The organism is Bacillus kalamii (assembly GCF_047238185.1).
Lineage (GTDB): Bacteria > Bacillota > Bacilli > Bacillales > DSM-1321 > Bacillus_AD.
The window spans coordinates 469,317-486,574 of the sequence record NZ_JBDFMI010000001.1 but is presented as its reverse complement, the minus strand read 5'-3'; the positions used below and the strand labels follow the sequence as shown (position 1 = coordinate 486,574).

The window sequence follows — 17,258 nt, the reverse complement described above, 5'->3', positions numbered from 1 at the left end:
TCCGTAAAGGAGCAACCATCGGCGACAAAAGGGTTTCTTTTTTCCATTCAAAAAAGCTGATCCGGGAGAAAACACGCATGCATTTCCCCAGAATCAGCTTTCTATTCACTCTCTTTACATGACGATTATTGAAGCTCTTTCGCTGCTTTAATTGGCGCATCGTAATCAGGATGGTTTGTTCCTTCGCTGACGTATTCTACATAGACCACTTTATTGTTTTGGTCCAAAACAAAGACAGATCGAGCCAACAGGCGCAATTCTTCCATAACGACCCCGAACGCCTTGCCGAATGATAAGTCTTTATGGTCGGACAATACTTCTACATTTTCAATGCCTTCTGCTGCACACCATCTCTTTTGGGCAAACGGCAGGTCGCAGCTGATTGTCAGGATTTTCACATTAGGGATTTTACTTGCTTCCTCATTGAACGTGCGTGTTTGTGTTGCACAGACGCCTGTATCGATTGAAGGAACAACTGAGATGATTTTCACTTGATCACCGTAATCTGATAATTTCACTTCTGAAAGATCGTTACGCAATACAGTGAAATCAGGCGCTGTTTGTCCTACTTTCACTTCTTCCCCGATCAAAGTGACTGGATTGTTCTTAAATGTTACATTTGCCATCTTAAAATCTCCCCTTTATTAACTGCATATGTATAGTGTTATCATATGCTTTTTAGAATGTTTATTCAATAATTTCCTCTACCCGCAGCCATTATTTTCAAACATCTCTTTCTATTCCAAATCATGTTTCGGCTGCTGATTCTGTCCTGAGCTGCCGCTGCTATCCTCTTTTTTGGCAAGCATTCCTTGGATTTTTTCCACTGCCGCCGGGGCAAGGTCCAAGAGCCGTTCAAGCAAATGGGTGTTTTGGTCGAGGTGAAGCATTTGCACACCTTTTTGATTAACGATTAAAAAGGCAATCGGCGTTATAGATACTCCACCGCCGCTCCCTCCGCCGAAAGGAAGCTTCTTTTGATCGCCTTGCTGCGATCCTCCCCCCTGTCCTCCTCCTGGTCCTGATTGCCCTCCGTTGAATTCGCTGCCCCCAGCAGCAAAACCGAATCCAACCTTTGAAACAGTAAGGATGACACTGCCATCAGGCGTTTCAACAGGGTCACCGATTATAGTATTAACATCAATCATTTCCTTAAGATTTTCCATCGCTGCACTCATTAAGCCTTGTATTGGATGTTCTGACATAGTTTATTCCTCCTGCTTACCATTTCTTAATTGACATTGCTTGTCTGTTTTCGATAAGTGGAACCTATTTTTTTCGACCCACGGTAATGGACCAACAGTTTCCACGCTGTCACGATAGCTTTCCCCACTGGAATTTGTATTATACATTCAAGTTCAGTTGAGGATTTTTTTTGGTGGTACACCGGCATTACCTCATAGTCCATCCGGCATCTGACAGAGAATGTTTGTTGCATAAGGGCGATAAGCATTCCCTTCACGCTCCACGCCACACCGCTTATTTTCGCTGTCAAAGCAGCATCGGATGTTCCGATGGCACTATGCCAAAAGAGCTTATTTATTTTCACTTTATGCAAAAAATCGGAAATGATCGGTTTGGCATCCTTAATTGCCCAAAGGAACTTCTTCGTTTGATCAATTTGCCTCTTGATGGTTTCCATTGTTATGGATTCCTTCTTCTTCTTGTCCGCATCGAGATTCTCTTTCACGTCAACTGATCCTTTGCTGACATTAACTTTAATGACAGGAAAACTGATTTTCTTCCTATAGATGCCCGACAATGCTTTTATCCTAAGGACTAGCTGGTCATTATCGGCGTTATGGGTATATAAAAGTGATATAGTAATGCTCGAACAAACAATGTATATTGCCAGTAAAATAAGGACAGCAATAAAGAAAAGCAATATTTTCATAGACGGACACCCTTTCAGCTTTCCATTGTAGTCAGCCGGCAAAAAAAATAAACCTGCTTAGGCAGGTTTATCGTCTATCTATTTCGATCTAGTATGACACATGTGTCCGCAAAAATATCGTGCAACCCTTGCTTCTTAGGCAGAATGCCTACCAATAGGTATAAAATCAGGATTTTCTTACAAATATACCTTCCGATTATTTCTCTGAAGAACAAACTTATCCACGTCAGCTTTTCTCCTTTCAATGAAACCACTTTTAATCCAAAGACCATTTTCCCAAGGGTTTGTTGGAAAAACCTTGTCATTAACAAGAAGTAAAGAAAGAAGACGCATGTTGTTGCAATCGTCATTGGTGAGAAAAAACGTTCGTTGTAAACGGAGCCCCCCGACAACTGGATGAGCGGCTTTACGATCAGTCTATCCAAGCTCCCGATTATTAACAAGTCGATCAGATAGGCCCAGAAGCGCAGCCAGAATCCCGCATACGGCAAAACAATAGCTGCTTCAGCCATAACCGGTTCTGCGTTGTGTACCTCCTCTTGCTTATAACTAAGCGCTTCGCCTAAAGAAGGCTTATCATTCTCTAAACCCCCATTAAACACATCCTCTTCAGGCTGTGTCTGTATACCTTCGTTATAACCATTCGCATTCATAGGTTCTTTATGATCAGTCATCTCGGCTCCCTCCTATTCTGCATATAAATACATTAATCTAGGGGAAGTTGTATTAGAAACAGAGTCCATCATCTTTGAAAGAGCCATCTTTTCACCTAGTAATTTTTGTGACGCCATTGAGAATAATGAGCCGAAACCAGTTGACTCAGAATAGCGGACGATCATGGCATCATTATGTTTAATTTTTTTCTTCATGGCAGCCGTCACATCATCCAGATATCCAAAATCATCGATCAACCCGATTTCTTTTGCTTGCCGCCCGCTGTAAATCCGTCCATCTGCAATTTTGCGCACTTGTTCTTCCGTCATGCCTCTTCCATCGGCAATAATCTTGACGAACTGATCATAAGAACTGTTAAGCATTCCCTGAAGGATCTCTTTTTCCTCTTTAGTCATCTCCCTTGTAGGAGACATAATATCTTTATACGGACCGCTTTTAATAGTCACTGTTTCAATGCCAAGCTTTTTAGCGAGCTTCTCATAATTATAGCCTTGCATGATGACTCCCAGTGAACCCGTCATTGTTTCCGGGCTAGCATAGATTTTGTCTGCAGGCGCTGATATGTAATATCCCCCTGAAGCTGCTGTCGCTCCCATGGATACATAGATTGGCTTTTTCGTCTCTTTCTTGACTTGCTGGATCTTATCGTATACTTCAGCACTTTCCACTACTCCGCCACCTGGAGAGTTTACACGGATAACCGCACCGGCAATATCCGGATCATCCTTGACCTTATCCAATTGCTTAAGAAAGCTTCTATGATTATAGGATGATGAACTGAATACAGATGATGCATCCCCTGAATCCTGAATAACCCCTTCTACATCCAACACTGCGATTTTTTGCGTTGCATCTCCGTCCTCAATGATGGTTTCATCTAACGATCCATCATCCTCAAAAGACATCATCTTACTGAATGTTCCTGCTTTGTCTTCATCATTATTAAAGAAAAACGAAGTGACTCCGCTGAATAGCAGGGAAAAAACAAATAAAAACGCAGCGATCCCCAAAGCTGCCCACCTTTTTCCACTCATCTGATTATTCCTCCTAATTGCTTTTTAAGTACTGCCTGCATGGAAAACAAGCTAGTATACAGATACTATTACATACCACATTGCTTCAAAAAAAATATTTCTCTTTAATAATACTAACAAAGTTTTTAAAACCTTCAACAAAATGTTAAAATATAGAAAGAAACAATCACTTTACACGTTAGACATATAAATAAGGAGTGATCATATGACCAATCGTAGAAATGTATTTTTTTATCACAATAATGAACCGAAGATAAATGAGATCATGAAGCATGTGAATGATCTTGCTTCTTCCCATGATTTCACTGTAGTTTCCGATAGCAAAAACGCCAATATTATTGTTTCAGTCGGAGGAGATGGCACTTTCCTTCAAGCGGTACGGAAAACAGGCTTTAGGGAGGATTGCCTTTATGCAGGCATCTCGGCTACAGGCACCTTGAATATGTATTGTGATTTTTCCCTGCAGCACGAAGAAAAAATTGTGGAAGCCATCAATAATGCACAAATTGAAGTCCGTAAATATCCAACGATTGAAGTATCCCTTGATGGCCAGCCTTCATTTTATTGCCTGAATGAAGCAAGCATCCGTTCCTCCATCATTAAAACCTTCGTTCTGGATGTATATATTGATGACCTTCATTTTGAAACATTTCGTGGAGACGGGCTGGTTATTTCCACTCCCACAGGAAGTACCGCCTATAACAAGTCCATGAGCGGTGCAGTGGTTGACCCGATGCTTCCATGCTACCAGGTCAGCGAGCTGGCTTCATTGAATAATAATACATACCGCACACTGGGTTCTCCCTTCATCCTGAACGGGGAGCGGAAGCTATCGCTCAGAGTTGCAGATTCCAGCAATTCCTATCCCATCATAGGAATGGATAATGAAGCGATCAGCACGTCTAATATCGAAAGAATCGATATTTCATTAAGCAACCGTGTCATTAAAACAGTGAAACTGAAAGATAATTCCTTTTGGGAAAAAGTAAAGCGGACATTCTTGTAACTGTTCCTTTCAATAATCATTATAAAAAAAGAATATAAGCGCCTATCTTTTGAACTGGCATTCTTTCATTTTGAGGATGCCGGTTTTTTATAACACCTCCTTTCGCTTTACAGGAAAAGTAAACAAGCAATATCAACTTGTTCACCTTTTCACAAATATTTATGCATGATATACTTATTGCTTGTGAACTATTTGGAGGTGTTTTATATTGGATTCGATCATTAGCATCGTTCCGCCGATCGTTATTATCGCCCTTGTTATCTTAACGCGCAAGATTGTGATTTCTTTAGGTGCAGGCATTCTGCTTAGCGCCATATTAATTGAAAATGGGAATATCCTTTCAAGTATAGAATCGGTGCTGCTTGCCATTATCCATGTTTTTTACAACGAAGGAGCCTGGAATATAGGAAATCTATATGTACTTTCCTTTTTACTGATGCTTGGCATTCTTACCGGTCTTATTTCGACACTTGGAGGCAATCGGGCATTCGGGGAATGGATTGGACGAAAAATACATAGTAAGCGTGGAGCTCAATTAATGACTGCCACATGCGGTATCAGTTTATTTCCTGATGATGTGTTCAATATGTTTGTAACCAGCCAAATTACAGGACCGGTCCTTGACCATGCAAAAGTACCGCGGACAAAGCTTGCTTACATGATCCATTCCACGTCAGATCCTACCTGCGTTTTATGTCCGTTATCCAGTTGGGGAGCTTATATTATCGCTATATTAACAACCATTTTCGCAACCCTTAATATGGCTGATAATCCATTAATGGCTTTCATGATAATTGCCACGACTAACTTTTATGCCATCTCGACATTATTGCTCGTCTTTTCCTCTGCCACCTTTGACATTAATATAGGAAAAATGAAACAGCCAATTAAAAAAGTGCAGAATGAGCATATTGCCTATAACCCAAAAGGAACAATTTGGGAATTGATTATCCCGATTTCTTTATTGGCTGGAGGAGCTATCGTTGCAATGATAGTCACTGGTTTTATGAACAGTGAGACACCCGGTTTAATCAATATTTTTTCTAACAGTGAAGTAAGCTTGTCATTAGTCACCGGTGCAGCGATCGCTGTCCTCGCTTCGTTGGTTTTCTATGCACGCCAGGTAAAATTAAAGCAACAACACCCCAAGCACTTGGCAGGCACCTTAAGAAAGGGTATGAAAACAACCTTGCCTGCTGTGGAAATTCTGCTTTACGCTTGGGTATTATCCGATTTTGTCGGCCAACTGGGCACAGGGAATTACTTGGCGGGATTAATAGATAAAGTGACACTTCCTGTTACATTATTGCCATTTATTTTATTCCTTTTGACTGGTGCCATGGCATTTGCCACCGGTACCTCATGGGGAACTTTTGCGGTTATGCTTCCGATTTCTGCCCAAATCGCCCAAGCAAGCGATCCGGGGATGATGTTCTTTATGATGAGTGCCGTCCTTTCAGGCTCCCTGTTCGGAGATCATTGCTCACCTGTCTCGGATACTACTACTGTCGCTTCCGCTGCAGCCGGCTGTACTCAAATCGAACACGTGACTACCCAATTGCCATATGCATTGATTTGCGCTGGGATTACAGCATGTTCATTTTTATTATTAGGACTTACAGGCATGCGTTTCATTCCGTATCTTTTTATCATCGCCACGATCACCGGCATCGTACTTCATTTCAACAGATTGAAGGCAAAGCAGGCAGTTGGGCGGCAACAGTTGGATATATAACGGTTTTAAACCCGGCAACTCTAAGGGATGCGCTTCTGCGCTTCCTTTTTTTTATATGCCAAGATAAGAAAAGAAGGATTTTCCCATAGACAACCCGAATGAACTAATGAATACATATATACACCCCCCTAAAGGAGTATCCTATGAATGAATTTCAATTAAAGCAAACACTTCGATCTATCCAAAATGATTTTTCCCAATGGCCAAGACAGAACCAGGACATTATCTTGAAACAGATGATTAAACATATCGGCTCCTGTGATGGCGAACTGCGCGACCAACTCATTTACAGTACATTCTGTACACTTATTCTTGAGAGGCATCTCTCAGAAGCAGTTGTAGTAAATCTCCTGAAGACCTGCCTTTCTAAGGACTTCTTATATAAAGACATCAATCTCCCTGAAAACGATAGTGTCTTCACCCGGTCATTTACCTCTCTCGTCATCGCTTTGATTCTTCACCGCGATGCGAAGGATCGTTTTTTGCCGGCCGACCTGTACACTAGTGTACAGGAAGCACTCATATCCTATTTGGATAAAGAAAAGGATGCCAGAGGGTACGTGCCCCATAAAGGGTGGGCGCATAGTATAGCCCATGCCTCCGATGCATTTTATGAACTTATTAAACATCCACTGTGCGCGCCTTCCATATATCCCGATGTCTTCGAACTGTTATGGAAAAAAGCAGGGCACTCTCATTCTGTCTTTCAACACGATGAAGAAAGCAGGCTCTGGCTCCCGATTATTTCAATGGTAGAAAGAGGTCTTCCGATGGACAATGTCTCACTGAAGCTGCGCTCTATTCCTGCCTGCTTGCCACAATATGAAAAGGAGTATTCCCCCGAATGCTACTGGAACCTCTATGCCAATTATAAATTAATGCTGCAAAGCATATTCATTATCTCTTCCGCCCATGAATGGCTTCAACCTCTTTTCCGGGCATCAGGTCAATCCATCAATGAATTGAAGCTAGACCAGCTTCCAACCTGAGACTAGACTTGCTGATGGCTTTACATACGAATGTTTCGGTATACTATAGATAATTGCATTAAAATAGAAAGATTAGGTATTTGACATGAAAAAACAAGATCCCAGAGTCATAAAGACAAAAACAGGATTAAAACAGGCCCTTTTAAAATTAATCCAGCAAAAAAATATAGAAGAACTATCCGTAAAAGAAATTTGTGATGAAGCCAAGGTAACAAGGCCCACTTTTTACCTTCATTTCGAGGATAAAGAAAAGTTGGTTGAGGCTGTCTCTGATGAATTATTAAATCATTTTCGCGAAACTGTCCATGCAAGCGATGCCGAAGAGGAAATGATTCTCTCCCGGACAAAACCACACCCATTGTTTTTACGCATGTTCCAGCATATTTTAGATCACACCATGCTTTATAAAGCATTATTGGCAAGTAACCCGAATTCTCCATTCGGCATTAAATTCAAAGCAGAAATAGGGCAGTTTGTATCTGAAGGGCTCTATTTGCGCGAGCCTGATGACAGCAAATTGCTGGCTCCCCGCCAAGTCATCAATATTTACACGACTGCGGCATACTTTGAAGTGATACTTTGGTGGATACGGGAAGGGTACCCAATCAGCAAAGATGAAATGGCCTTTACATTACTCAATCTTTCTGTATACGGCCCATATGCACAATCAGAAAAATGACCGCCTGAAGCAGGTGGCCATTTTTCATGTTTCACTCTAAATTTAAATGGCAGTCCAACCGCCATCGATGACCATTTCTGAACCAGTCATAAATTTGGATTCATCAGAAGCAAGGAATAGGACACCATTGGCTACATCAGCAGGCTCTCCAAAATAAGGAAGCTGTGTAAATGTGCTGTAATACATATCGGAATCCTTCATAGTATCCTTTGTCATCGGCGTAACAATAATGCCCGGATGTACTGAATTCACACGGATGGAATCTTTGCCGAATTCGACAGCAGCAGCTTTTGTCAGGGATCGCAAAGCACCTTTTGAAGCTGTATAAGGACTTGTACCTGCCATGCCGACAATGCCTCCAATAGATGAAATATTAATAACCGATCCGCTTCCGTTCTTCTTCATTTCCGGAATGACATACTTCATGCCGATTACACAACCGTTCAAATTGATATTCATGATTCGGTTCCATTCATCCATCTCCATATTTGAAATGGTTTTAGGAGTCGCTACCCCTGCATTGTTAACCAGAATATCTATTTTCCCATATTGTTGAAGCGCTTTCGCAATAACACGCTTCCATTCCTCTTCGGAAGCGACATTATGAGTAATTGCAATCGCTTCTCCGCCCTCTTGATTAATTTCGGCAATCAATTCGTTCAATTTATTTTCCTGAACGTCTGTCGCAATGACTTTTGCCCCTTCTCTTGCAAATATTTTCGCTTCTTCGGCGCCCATCCCACTTGCAGCACCTGTAATGATCGCTACTTTATTCTCTAAACGTCCCATATTTCTCCCATCCTTTTCATTAAAATGATTTACACGTTCATTATAGAATAATAAAATTTAAATGTGAACTATTTTACTCTGTGTAAATTAACTTTAAGCGCTGTAACAAAGGTATTTTAGCTAAAGAAAAATCCGAACTATGGTGTAAAATTCTTAGCAGAGTTTTACATCAGTTCGGATTTTTTCATTTTATAACCTTATAAAGGTAAGAGTATTCGTCTTTAAGCAAGGCATCTTAGTTATGTTCCCGTCTCTCTGTTCCATTAACGCCCCAGCCATTTCAACATACAAGCTGCCTTATACCCATTCTTTTCCATTCTTGCGAATAAAGGAAATATCGTTAAGGTAATGTTCATGATGTCCTTCATCGAGCATTTTCTGAAAAGCAAGATCGCCTTCACTAGCTTTTCTTTTCATGAATGTACATAACCCTTCTAAACGCAGCAATACCATCTCTAAATAAGCTTCTTCATGTTCTTCACCGTAGGACTCAAAAAACAATTTAACTCTTTGTTTTAGACGGTCAGCATGCTGTGATGAATCATAGTACACTGCCTCGCCTGTTTCGGAATGATATACCCTACTTAAAGGGACACAAGTATAAAGAGTATAGGCTATGTCCCAAAGCCTCGGACCCGGACCAGCAAGATCGAAATCAATTATACCTACTGGCCTTTCATGATTAAAAATAATATTGTATATTGCAAAATCATTATGGCATATAACCTCTATTTTGTTTGGAGTCTTGTCCATTGGTTTCCAGCCATCTGGTACCGGAAAGTCACTCACAGCATCATGGTAACGACGGAGCATTTTCGCTATCCTTTTTAAGGATTTATTAGACCACATGTATTTTTTTAAAGGGTAATTCCCAGCTATTCCTTCAATAAATGATAATATCTCTCTTCCTTTTTCATCAATACCTAAAAACTTCGGTGCATTACTGAACCCTTTATTCTCCAGATGCTTGAGTAGCTGATGAACGTTCGGGCCATCTGGCTTTAAGTCTCGCCGTACAGTATCTCCCGAACGATATACATTCGAGATATTCCCTCCAGTTAATAATTTTTCATTTTCGTATTGGCTTTTCATGAAAGTTCCCCCAAAATTAGGGACACTATGATTGTGTCAATAGAGATGTAATTTCCCATAAATAAAAGCAGATTTAAAAAGGAATCTCGGGAATTTAATTATCCACACCATGTCTCCCTTGAATGATTTAAGATAGACAAATAAACGCATCCTCAAGAATCAAGGAACGACAACTGGCTCTATCCCATTTACTAATCAGTTCAAGGTATTCCACATAAGAATCGATTCCCCTTTCTTTGCCATCTCCGCATTATATATTACTATATATTTCCATTTAAATAAAGGGAGTATATACAGGTTTACAATACAACGGCCTCGTTCGACCACCAAGGAACCTGGAGCGTTTGCCCCTCTTGAATCAATACTCAAGCTTGTTTAATCACATTTATTCACAACACGGCGATCTACTCGCGTACCACCAAGTTGTTTATAGAAGCTTTTTAATTCCCATAGCATTTATAGGACCTTGAAATGTCATATTAAATATGAGTGTTGCGATTTCTTCTGGTGATTGTTTCATATCTGTGTTTAACCAATGTAAAATGACTCCCAAATGAGCAGAAACAATGTATGACATAAATACATCAAAGGGTATAAGTAATTTTTCTTTCTCAAATTTGGAGAGAATATTTTCAAGCATATTTTTTTCAATAATTTTTTTGATTCGTTCTTGAAAAGAAGAATCTCCTTTTGGTCCTAAAATAACCTTCATAAAGGATGCATTTTCTTGAAAATACTCTGCTAGCTGAACGATAAACGGGAGTGGTTTGCTGCCGTTATAGAGTGTATTGAGCTCTTTATGCGTTAGCTTTTTGATGTTTACATTGATTTCTTCTATTTTTTTTAAAATGTCTCCTTCGCTTTTTTCCAACAGTTCGTACTTATCACGATAATGTAAATAAAAAGTGCTTCGATTTATATTCGCTCTTTCTGTTAAATCTCTTACGGTAACAGCATCAAAGCCTATCTCCTCAATCAGCTCTGTAAACGCATCTCTAATCGCATTCCTTGTCTTCCCAATTCGTCTGTCCATTTTTTCTTCTTCCATAACTCTTCTCCTAAAATAAAATATCAATTAATCTACACTAAACATTCATATGTTGTTTATTAATCATTTTTAAAAAGATTGATGGTGGTTTACCTTTCTGTTGCTAATTATAATATACACCAAGAAGATTAATAGACACGATGTGTATTATTTTCAATTGAATAAGGAGGTCAAAAATGAGCATGTTCAAAAATAAACTATTTATAATCACTCCAATCATAGCTATTCTTATTACTTTTATTTTTGCTGTTGTTCAAATACCAGCTGCAAAGCAAGCACCCAAACATGTACCGATTGCGCTTGTAAACGAAGATCTTGGAGTAGATATCCCGAATAAAGGAAATATGAACTTCGGGAAAACAATGATTGATCGGATTACAAAACAAATGAAGAAAACGAATGGTGAAGATGAACCTGCGATTAAGTGGGTCACTGTATCTAGCTATAAAAAGGCAAAAGAAGGCATGGATGATAAGGAATACTATGGAGCTCTCTTAATCCCTAAAGACTATAGTGCGAAGCAAGCTTCATTGCAAACACCTGCACCATCATCACCAGAATTGAAAATCTATATTAATCAAGGGAAAAATGCCGTTGCATCAACTGTTGTTACACAACTATTAAATGGCATCGTAGATAATATGAATAATCAGATGAAGGGCCAGCTTTTAGAGGGATATAAAACAAAAAATGAGAAGATAACAATTGAGCAGGCAACTGTCTTAGCTTCGCCAATTGCCAAAACGGTAACGTATGTAAATGAATCTGGTACAAAAGGAAGCGTACCAATGTCTTTATTCCAACCTATATGGATGGGAAGCTTATTATCTGCAGTGCTTTTATGGACAGCGCAAAGAAAACGGGAGTACACATCTAAAAAGCAAAAACTGGCTACCATTTCAATGCAAGTGTTCATAAGTGCTATTGCTGCCTTTTTTATCGGTTATGGATTGACTTGGTTAGCTGATGGAATGCTTGGGTACGAAATGTCTAATTTTGCTGATACTGCCCTTTTCTTAACTCTTACTAGCTTCAGTTTTATCCTAATGATTTTAGCAGTCCTTATGTGGATCGGGCTTGCGGGCATGCCGATATTTGTATTATTGTTGTTCTTTGGTGCTCCATTATTAGCAATGGCACCAGAATTTATGCCTTCGTTCTATAAAGAGTGGATTTTCTCATGGTTGCCAATGCGTTTTATGGTTGAGGGACTTCAAGATGTATTCTTCTTTGGTAAAGGATTGAGCTGGAGCCAACCGATCAGCGTATTAGTTTGGATTGGTTTAGGAAGCCTAGTTGTTTTATTCCTTTCTACCCTTAAATCAAATGTCAAACAAGAGAAAATCAGTGTAAAACAGATGGGATAAAAAATAGATAGTATCCAAAACGGAGAGGTTACAATTAAAGTAACTCTCCGTTTTTTAAACAACACTTTATTTATTAAACAGTTAGATATTCTTTTCAGCTCTCCTACGCCGATAGGCAATAAAAAAGCAAACTTTTATACATAAAAAAGTGCCGACTCTAGTCATCGGCACTTTTTTTCTTATGTCCAAATGGTATTCAGTTGTGTGCTATAAAAACGGATAGCTCGTTCGAAGCTTTTAATTTCCTCATTTTTCGTATGGTCGACAATTCCATTCAGCAATAGCTCCATCGCTTTTTCATGCCGGCCAATATTATAGAGAGCCATACTGTAAAAAATGGTGAGTGCCGGATTGGCTGGAAACACTTCGAGCCCTTTTTCAAAGGTCTGAATAGCCAGATCATACATACCGACAGAACGATAGGTACTGCCCAATCCAATATAGGCGCCTTTCAGTTCATCCCCCTGCAAATCCGACTCAATAGCCTTCACATAATGGGATATGGCTTCCGTTTCTCTTCCTAAAGCATCAAAACTCCAAGCGCAATGATAGTGGATTAAAGCATCTTCTTTATGTAACTCAGCTAGCTCAATCAACCGTTCATTCGCCTGCTCCAAACATCCCCTATCCCTCAAACAGATTGCTTCCCTTAATTCTTCATACATAAGTTTAAGCCCCTTTCCGCAGCTCCCTTTTATGATGTGTTTTCATTTTCAATTGTGAAACCGAAAAGAGAATTAGAGCACTCCAAATAAACAAAAAAGTAACCAAGTGGATTTTGGTAAATGCTTCATGGTACATGAGGACACCAATCGCCAATGAGATGGTAGGTGCAATATACTGCAGGAATCCCATCATTGATAATGGGACATGTTTGGCTCCCATCGCAAATAACAGGAGCGGCAATGCAGTTGCTATTCCTCCACCCATCATCAGCCAAGAATTGCTGCCGGAAAAAAACATGGAATCTCCCTTCACCATAATATAGATAGCGTAGCCAAGCGCAAAAGGAAGAATCATCATCGTTTCAAGCGTCAATCCGATGGCAGCCTCGGCATTAATCAATTTTTTAGCCAATCCATAAATACCGAATGTCAATGCCAATGAAATGGATATCCACGGAAAGCTGCCGAGATAAACAGTCATGACAAGGACACCGATCGCAGCCAGCAGGACAGAGACAACTTGGGCTTTGCTAAGCTTTTCCTTCAGGACCGTGACACCGAGCAGAATGCTGACAAGCGGGTTTATATAATAACCCAAGCTGGTGTCCAAAATCCGATCCGCATTCACTGCCCAAATAAAAATACCCCAGTTCGCGCTTACGAATACCGATGCTGCGAATAAAGACCAACATTTCTTTTTATTATGTATAATTTCGTTTACATATTGGGTGAATCCCTTCCATTGCCGGGAAAATAGCAGCAGAATCACCATGAATACAAAGGACCATATGATTCGGTGAGCCAATATTTCTCCTGCTCCCACTCCCTGAAGCAGTTTCCAGTAGATCGGGATAAAACCCCATAAAATATAGGAAAGTGCCCCGTATACAATGCCCTCTTTTTCTCTTCTATCGTTCATGTTTTCGCCTTCCAACTGTTAGAATTTTCACATTATGATACCATAAAAAAAGAAAGCCGAACATTGCTGGGCTTAGGATATTTTCTCCCGCCCGGCACGCCCGGCTGCATTTATTCTTAATTATGGACATTCTTGCTTTCTTCCTGCTGCCGCAATTCAATCCGTCTTATCTTGCCTGATGTCGTCTTCGGCAATTCATCAATAAATTCGATGGCGCGGGGATATTTATAAGGGGCCGTTAGATGCTTCACATGTTCCTGAAGATCAGTTATCAATCCCGGAAGATTCTTGTCCTCTTCATTGCGGAGCACGATGAACGCTTTAACGATATGCCCTCTTATTTCATCAGGGCTGGCTACTACTGCACATTCCTTAACCGCCTTGTGGCGTACCAATGCATCCTCAACTTCGAACGGCCCGATTGTGTAACCTGAAGATATGATTATATCGTCTCCTCTTCCTTCAAACCAAAAATAACCGTCTTCATCCTTTTTCGCCTTATCTCCGGTAATATAATAATCTCCACGGAATTGCATGGATGTCCGTTCAGGATCATTTAAATATTCTTTAAACAATGCAGGTGTATCTATATGGACCGCTATATCGCCCACTTCTCCGACCGCGCATAGTCCACCCTCATCATTGACAATTTCAACTGTATTCCCAGGCGTAGGCTTTCCCATGGAGCCAGGCTTTACTTCCATCCCCTTAACCACGCCAAGCAGCAACGTATTTTCCGTTTGCCCGTAGCCATCCCGTACAGTTATGCCGAAGCATGTCCTGAAGGTATCTATCACCTCCTGGTTTAATGGTTCCCCTGCAGATACTGCACTATGGAGATGGCTTAGATCATAATCACCAAGCCCGTCCACTTTAGCCATTAAACGGTACTCTGTGGGAGTACAGCATAAAACGTTGATCTGATTCCGCTCTAATAGTGACAAATAGGTTTTCGGCTCAAATTTGCCATTATAGACAAAGCCAGTCGCCCCCATTCCAAGCACGGAAAGAAAAGGACTCCAAATCCATTTTTGCCATCCTGGGGCAGCTGTGGCCCACACAAGATCGCCTTCATTGATTCCAAGCCAATTCTCCGCTGCTGTATGCAAATGGGCGAATGCCCAGCCATGCGTATGGACGACCCCTTTTGGATTGCCTGTTGTACCCGATGTATACGCAAGAAAAGCAGTATCATCACGATCTGTATCTTCAGCCTCTAGCTGATCCGATGCCTGGCCCATCAATCCGTTCAGGTAAAGCCAGCCTTCTACATCCGCTTCTCCCACAGAATACTTCAGCAAGTTCTCGGCTTCCTGCAAGGAATCGATCTCTTCAGTAAATAGTTCATAACAGACAACCGCCTTCACACTTCCATGGTTAATCCGATATTTGAGGTCTTTCGCTTTTAGCATTTCAGAGCTTGGAATAACAACCAATCCGGCTTTTAAGGCAGCTAGATACACTTCATATGCCTCGACCAACCGCGGAATGATAACAAGGACCGTATCGCCTTTTTTCAAACCGGCATCTATGAAAACATTCCCGATCCGGTTCGCTGATTGAATCAATTCTGTATATGTACGTTCCTTCTTATTTCCTTCTTCATCTTCCCATTGAAGGGCCATTCTTTCCGGGCCATGCATATACTTTTCCATTTCACTCGTTAAGTTATAGCGGCGTGGCGCTATTAAATCTTCTCGATTCATAAAACTTCCCCCTATTACTATGACCTACTGCTAATTATACTAAATTATCTAAATTTTTCACTATATTTTTAGAAAATGCCAAAAAAGAGAGCAGGCGCACTGCCTGCTCTCTTGTAGCCATCATATTTAATTATTTTTGGTAACCGCCTAATTGTTGTTCAGCCATTTGAACAAGACGCTTAGTGATTTCTCCACCAACTGATCCGTTAGCGCGAGCTGTTGAATCCGGTCCAAGTTGTACGCCGAATTCTGTAGCGATTTCATATTTCATTGAGTCAAGTGCACCTTGTACTCCCGGTACTAGCAATTGATTTGAGCTGCTGTTGTTTGCCATGTGTTTTCACCTCCTTTGTGATAATAGATTGTGTAAAAACACATGGCTTTATTCCGTTCGTACATTGGTAATTCTTCACATGTTATTTTCCATTAAATAGGTGTAACCCTATTATAACAAATCATCCATTCCATTCGACTCTGCTGCTTTGCCCGGTTTAATGCAAATCATTTCGGTATTTTCCACAGCTTCGGCAATCAGGTCATCAAATTCAATGAACCCTTCGTAATAATTTGCTTTTTCACGGCGTGGCATTGTTTTTGGATTGGCCGGCGTAAAGACTGTACAGCAATCTTCATACGGCCGATTGGAGATTTCAAATGTACCAAGCTCTTCAGCCTGCTTAATGATATCCAATTTATCGGCAGTAATCAGCGGGCGGATTATCGGAGTTGTCGTTACTTCATTTATCGTATTCATGCTATGCAGCGTCTGGCTGGCCACTTGCCCAAGGCTTTCTCCTGTAATGATAGCAAGAGCCTCTTGCTTTTCTGCGATTTTATCGGCAATTCTCAACATCAGCCTTCTCGTGGTGGTCATTGAATAGTTTTCCGGAATCTGCTGTTGTATCTTTTTCTGAATATCAGTGAACGGAACAACGTGGACCATCATGTGGCCGCATGACCTTGACAGCACCTCAGCCAAATCCAATACTTTTTGCTTCGAGCGTTCACTTGTAAAAGGCGGGCTGTAGAAATGGACAGCCTCCACTTCAATGCCTCTTTTCATTGTTAAATAACCAGCCACTGGCGAGTCAATGCCGCCCGATAGCATAAGCATAGCCTTTCCGCTTGAATTCAACGGCAGGCCTCCAGCACCCTGAATAATTTCACCTGTCAAAAATGCGGCTTCTTTGCGGATTTCTACAACAAGCGTCAAATCCGGTTTCTTCACATCCACTTTTAATTGCTGATTATGCCATAATACATGGCCGCCAACAGCGTGGTTTACTTCATTGGTATCTAGAGGAAATGTTTTGTCCGCTCTTTTTGTTGTAACCTTAAATGTGGAAATAGGCCGCTCTAAGCCTGAAATATAATCCAATGCCGCTTTTTTGATGCAGTCAATATCTTTTTCTACAAGAACAACCGGGCTGAATGATTGAATGCCGAAAATGGATACTAATTTTTCTGCTACGACTTTATAGTCGACTCCATTCAACATAATGTACATCCGGTCCCTTGTCGCTTCAATTTCAATGGGATCGAACATCTTCTCTTTTAGCGCATACTTGATATTTCTTTTTAATTTTGCCACAAAGCCTCTGCGGTTTTTACCTTTAGTAGATAATTCGCCATAGCGGATTAAAATTTGATCGAATTTCAT

Annotated in this window: 18 protein-coding genes; 5 read left to right on the top strand and 13 right to left on the bottom strand. The window is 40.7% G+C overall.

Annotated features, from left to right (window positions below; genetic code table 11):
- Nucleotides 1-125: 125 nt before the first annotated feature.
- The 5 genes from tpx to sppA all read right to left on the bottom strand — a co-directional run bounded on the left by tpx (nt 126) and on the right by sppA (nt 3,603).
- Entirely contained in the window at nt 126-626 is a 501-nt protein-coding gene (gene tpx / locus ABC357_RS02510; protein ID WP_412885982.1) for a thiol peroxidase, read from the bottom strand.
- Between the two features lie 111 nt (nt 627-737).
- Entirely contained in the window at nt 738-1,205 is a 468-nt protein-coding gene (ytfJ, locus tag ABC357_RS02505) for a GerW family sporulation protein (RefSeq protein WP_412885981.1), read from the bottom strand.
- 26 nt (nt 1,206-1,231) lie between these two features.
- Entirely contained in the window at nt 1,232-1,894 is a 663-nt protein-coding gene (locus ABC357_RS02500) for a DUF2953 domain-containing protein (RefSeq protein WP_412885980.1), read from the bottom strand.
- Nucleotides 1,895-1,968: 74 nt separating this feature from the next.
- Nucleotides 1,969-2,568 carry an RDD family protein gene (locus ABC357_RS02495; protein WP_412885979.1) on the bottom strand — a complete coding sequence of 200 codons (600 nt, stop codon included), beginning with the start codon at nt 2,566-2,568 and terminating at the stop codon, nt 1,969-1,971.
- Between the two features lie 12 nt (nt 2,569-2,580).
- The gene (gene sppA / locus ABC357_RS02490; protein ID WP_412885978.1) at nt 2,581-3,603 is read right to left on the bottom strand and encodes a signal peptide peptidase SppA; all 1,023 of its coding nucleotides are present in this window, start codon (nt 3,601-3,603) and stop codon (nt 2,581-2,583) included.
- Between the two features lie 205 nt (nt 3,604-3,808).
- On the opposite strand from sppA, the gene ABC357_RS02485 reads away from it, so the two are divergent.
- The 4 genes from ABC357_RS02485 to ABC357_RS02470 all read left to right on the top strand — a co-directional run bounded on the left by ABC357_RS02485 (nt 3,809) and on the right by ABC357_RS02470 (nt 8,012).
- Nucleotides 3,809-4,609, top strand: coding sequence for an NAD kinase (locus ABC357_RS02485; RefSeq protein ID WP_412885977.1), 801 nt, complete (start codon nt 3,809-3,811; stop codon nt 4,607-4,609).
- Nucleotides 4,610-4,817: 208 nt separating this feature from the next.
- Complete coding sequence (locus ABC357_RS02480) at nt 4,818-6,344, top strand: Na+/H+ antiporter NhaC family protein (RefSeq protein ID WP_412885976.1); 1,527 nt, start codon at nt 4,818-4,820, stop codon at nt 6,342-6,344.
- Nucleotides 6,345-6,487: 143 nt separating this feature from the next.
- Nucleotides 6,488-7,333: a DUF2785 domain-containing protein gene (locus ABC357_RS02475; protein WP_412885975.1), complete on the top strand. Its 846-nt coding sequence runs from the start codon at nt 6,488-6,490 to the stop codon at nt 7,331-7,333.
- A gap of 85 nt (nt 7,334-7,418) precedes the next feature.
- Nucleotides 7,419-8,012 (top strand): TetR/AcrR family transcriptional regulator, encoded by a 594-nt coding sequence (locus tag ABC357_RS02470; protein WP_412885974.1) that lies wholly within the window; start codon nt 7,419-7,421, stop codon nt 8,010-8,012.
- 42 nt (nt 8,013-8,054) lie between these two features.
- Here the strand turns inward: ABC357_RS02470 and ABC357_RS02465 are convergent, their stop codons facing one another.
- The 3 genes from ABC357_RS02465 to ABC357_RS02455 all read right to left on the bottom strand — a co-directional run bounded on the left by ABC357_RS02465 (nt 8,055) and on the right by ABC357_RS02455 (nt 10,941).
- Nucleotides 8,055-8,801 carry an SDR family NAD(P)-dependent oxidoreductase gene (locus ABC357_RS02465; protein WP_412885973.1) on the bottom strand — a complete coding sequence of 249 codons (747 nt, stop codon included), beginning with the start codon at nt 8,799-8,801 and terminating at the stop codon, nt 8,055-8,057.
- Nucleotides 8,802-9,098: 297 nt separating this feature from the next.
- Nucleotides 9,099-9,893: a phosphotransferase enzyme family protein gene (locus tag ABC357_RS02460; RefSeq protein WP_412885972.1), complete on the bottom strand. Its 795-nt coding sequence runs from the start codon at nt 9,891-9,893 to the stop codon at nt 9,099-9,101.
- A 427-nt stretch (nt 9,894-10,320) separates the two neighbouring features.
- Complete coding sequence (locus ABC357_RS02455; protein WP_412885971.1) at nt 10,321-10,941, bottom strand: TetR/AcrR family transcriptional regulator; 621 nt, start codon at nt 10,939-10,941, stop codon at nt 10,321-10,323.
- A 182-nt stretch (nt 10,942-11,123) separates the two neighbouring features.
- Here ABC357_RS02455 and ABC357_RS02450 point away from each other — a divergent pair, with 182 nt between their 5' ends.
- Nucleotides 11,124-12,308 (top strand): ABC transporter permease, encoded by a 1,185-nt coding sequence (locus ABC357_RS02450; RefSeq protein ID WP_412888556.1) that lies wholly within the window; start codon nt 11,124-11,126, stop codon nt 12,306-12,308.
- A gap of 179 nt (nt 12,309-12,487) precedes the next feature.
- On the opposite strand, the gene ABC357_RS02445 is transcribed toward ABC357_RS02450, so the two are convergent.
- From ABC357_RS02445 to thiI, 5 genes are all read right to left on the bottom strand, one after another.
- Nucleotides 12,488-12,973: a tetratricopeptide repeat protein gene (locus ABC357_RS02445; RefSeq protein WP_412885970.1), complete on the bottom strand. Its 486-nt coding sequence runs from the start codon at nt 12,971-12,973 to the stop codon at nt 12,488-12,490.
- A gap of 4 nt (nt 12,974-12,977) precedes the next feature.
- The gene (gene rarD / locus ABC357_RS02440; protein WP_412885969.1) at nt 12,978-13,892 is read right to left on the bottom strand and encodes an EamA family transporter RarD; all 915 of its coding nucleotides are present in this window, start codon (nt 13,890-13,892) and stop codon (nt 12,978-12,980) included.
- 116 nt (nt 13,893-14,008) lie between these two features.
- Nucleotides 14,009-15,598 carry an acyl-CoA synthetase MbcS gene (gene mbcS, locus ABC357_RS02435; RefSeq protein WP_412885968.1) on the bottom strand — a complete coding sequence of 530 codons (1,590 nt, stop codon included), beginning with the start codon at nt 15,596-15,598 and terminating at the stop codon, nt 14,009-14,011.
- Nucleotides 15,599-15,728: 130 nt separating this feature from the next.
- Nucleotides 15,729-15,932 (bottom strand): alpha/beta-type small acid-soluble spore protein, encoded by a 204-nt coding sequence (locus ABC357_RS02430; protein WP_412885967.1) that lies wholly within the window; start codon nt 15,930-15,932, stop codon nt 15,729-15,731.
- Between the two features lie 111 nt (nt 15,933-16,043).
- Complete coding sequence (thiI, locus tag ABC357_RS02425; protein ID WP_412885966.1) at nt 16,044-17,258, bottom strand: tRNA uracil 4-sulfurtransferase ThiI; 1,215 nt, start codon at nt 17,256-17,258, stop codon at nt 16,044-16,046.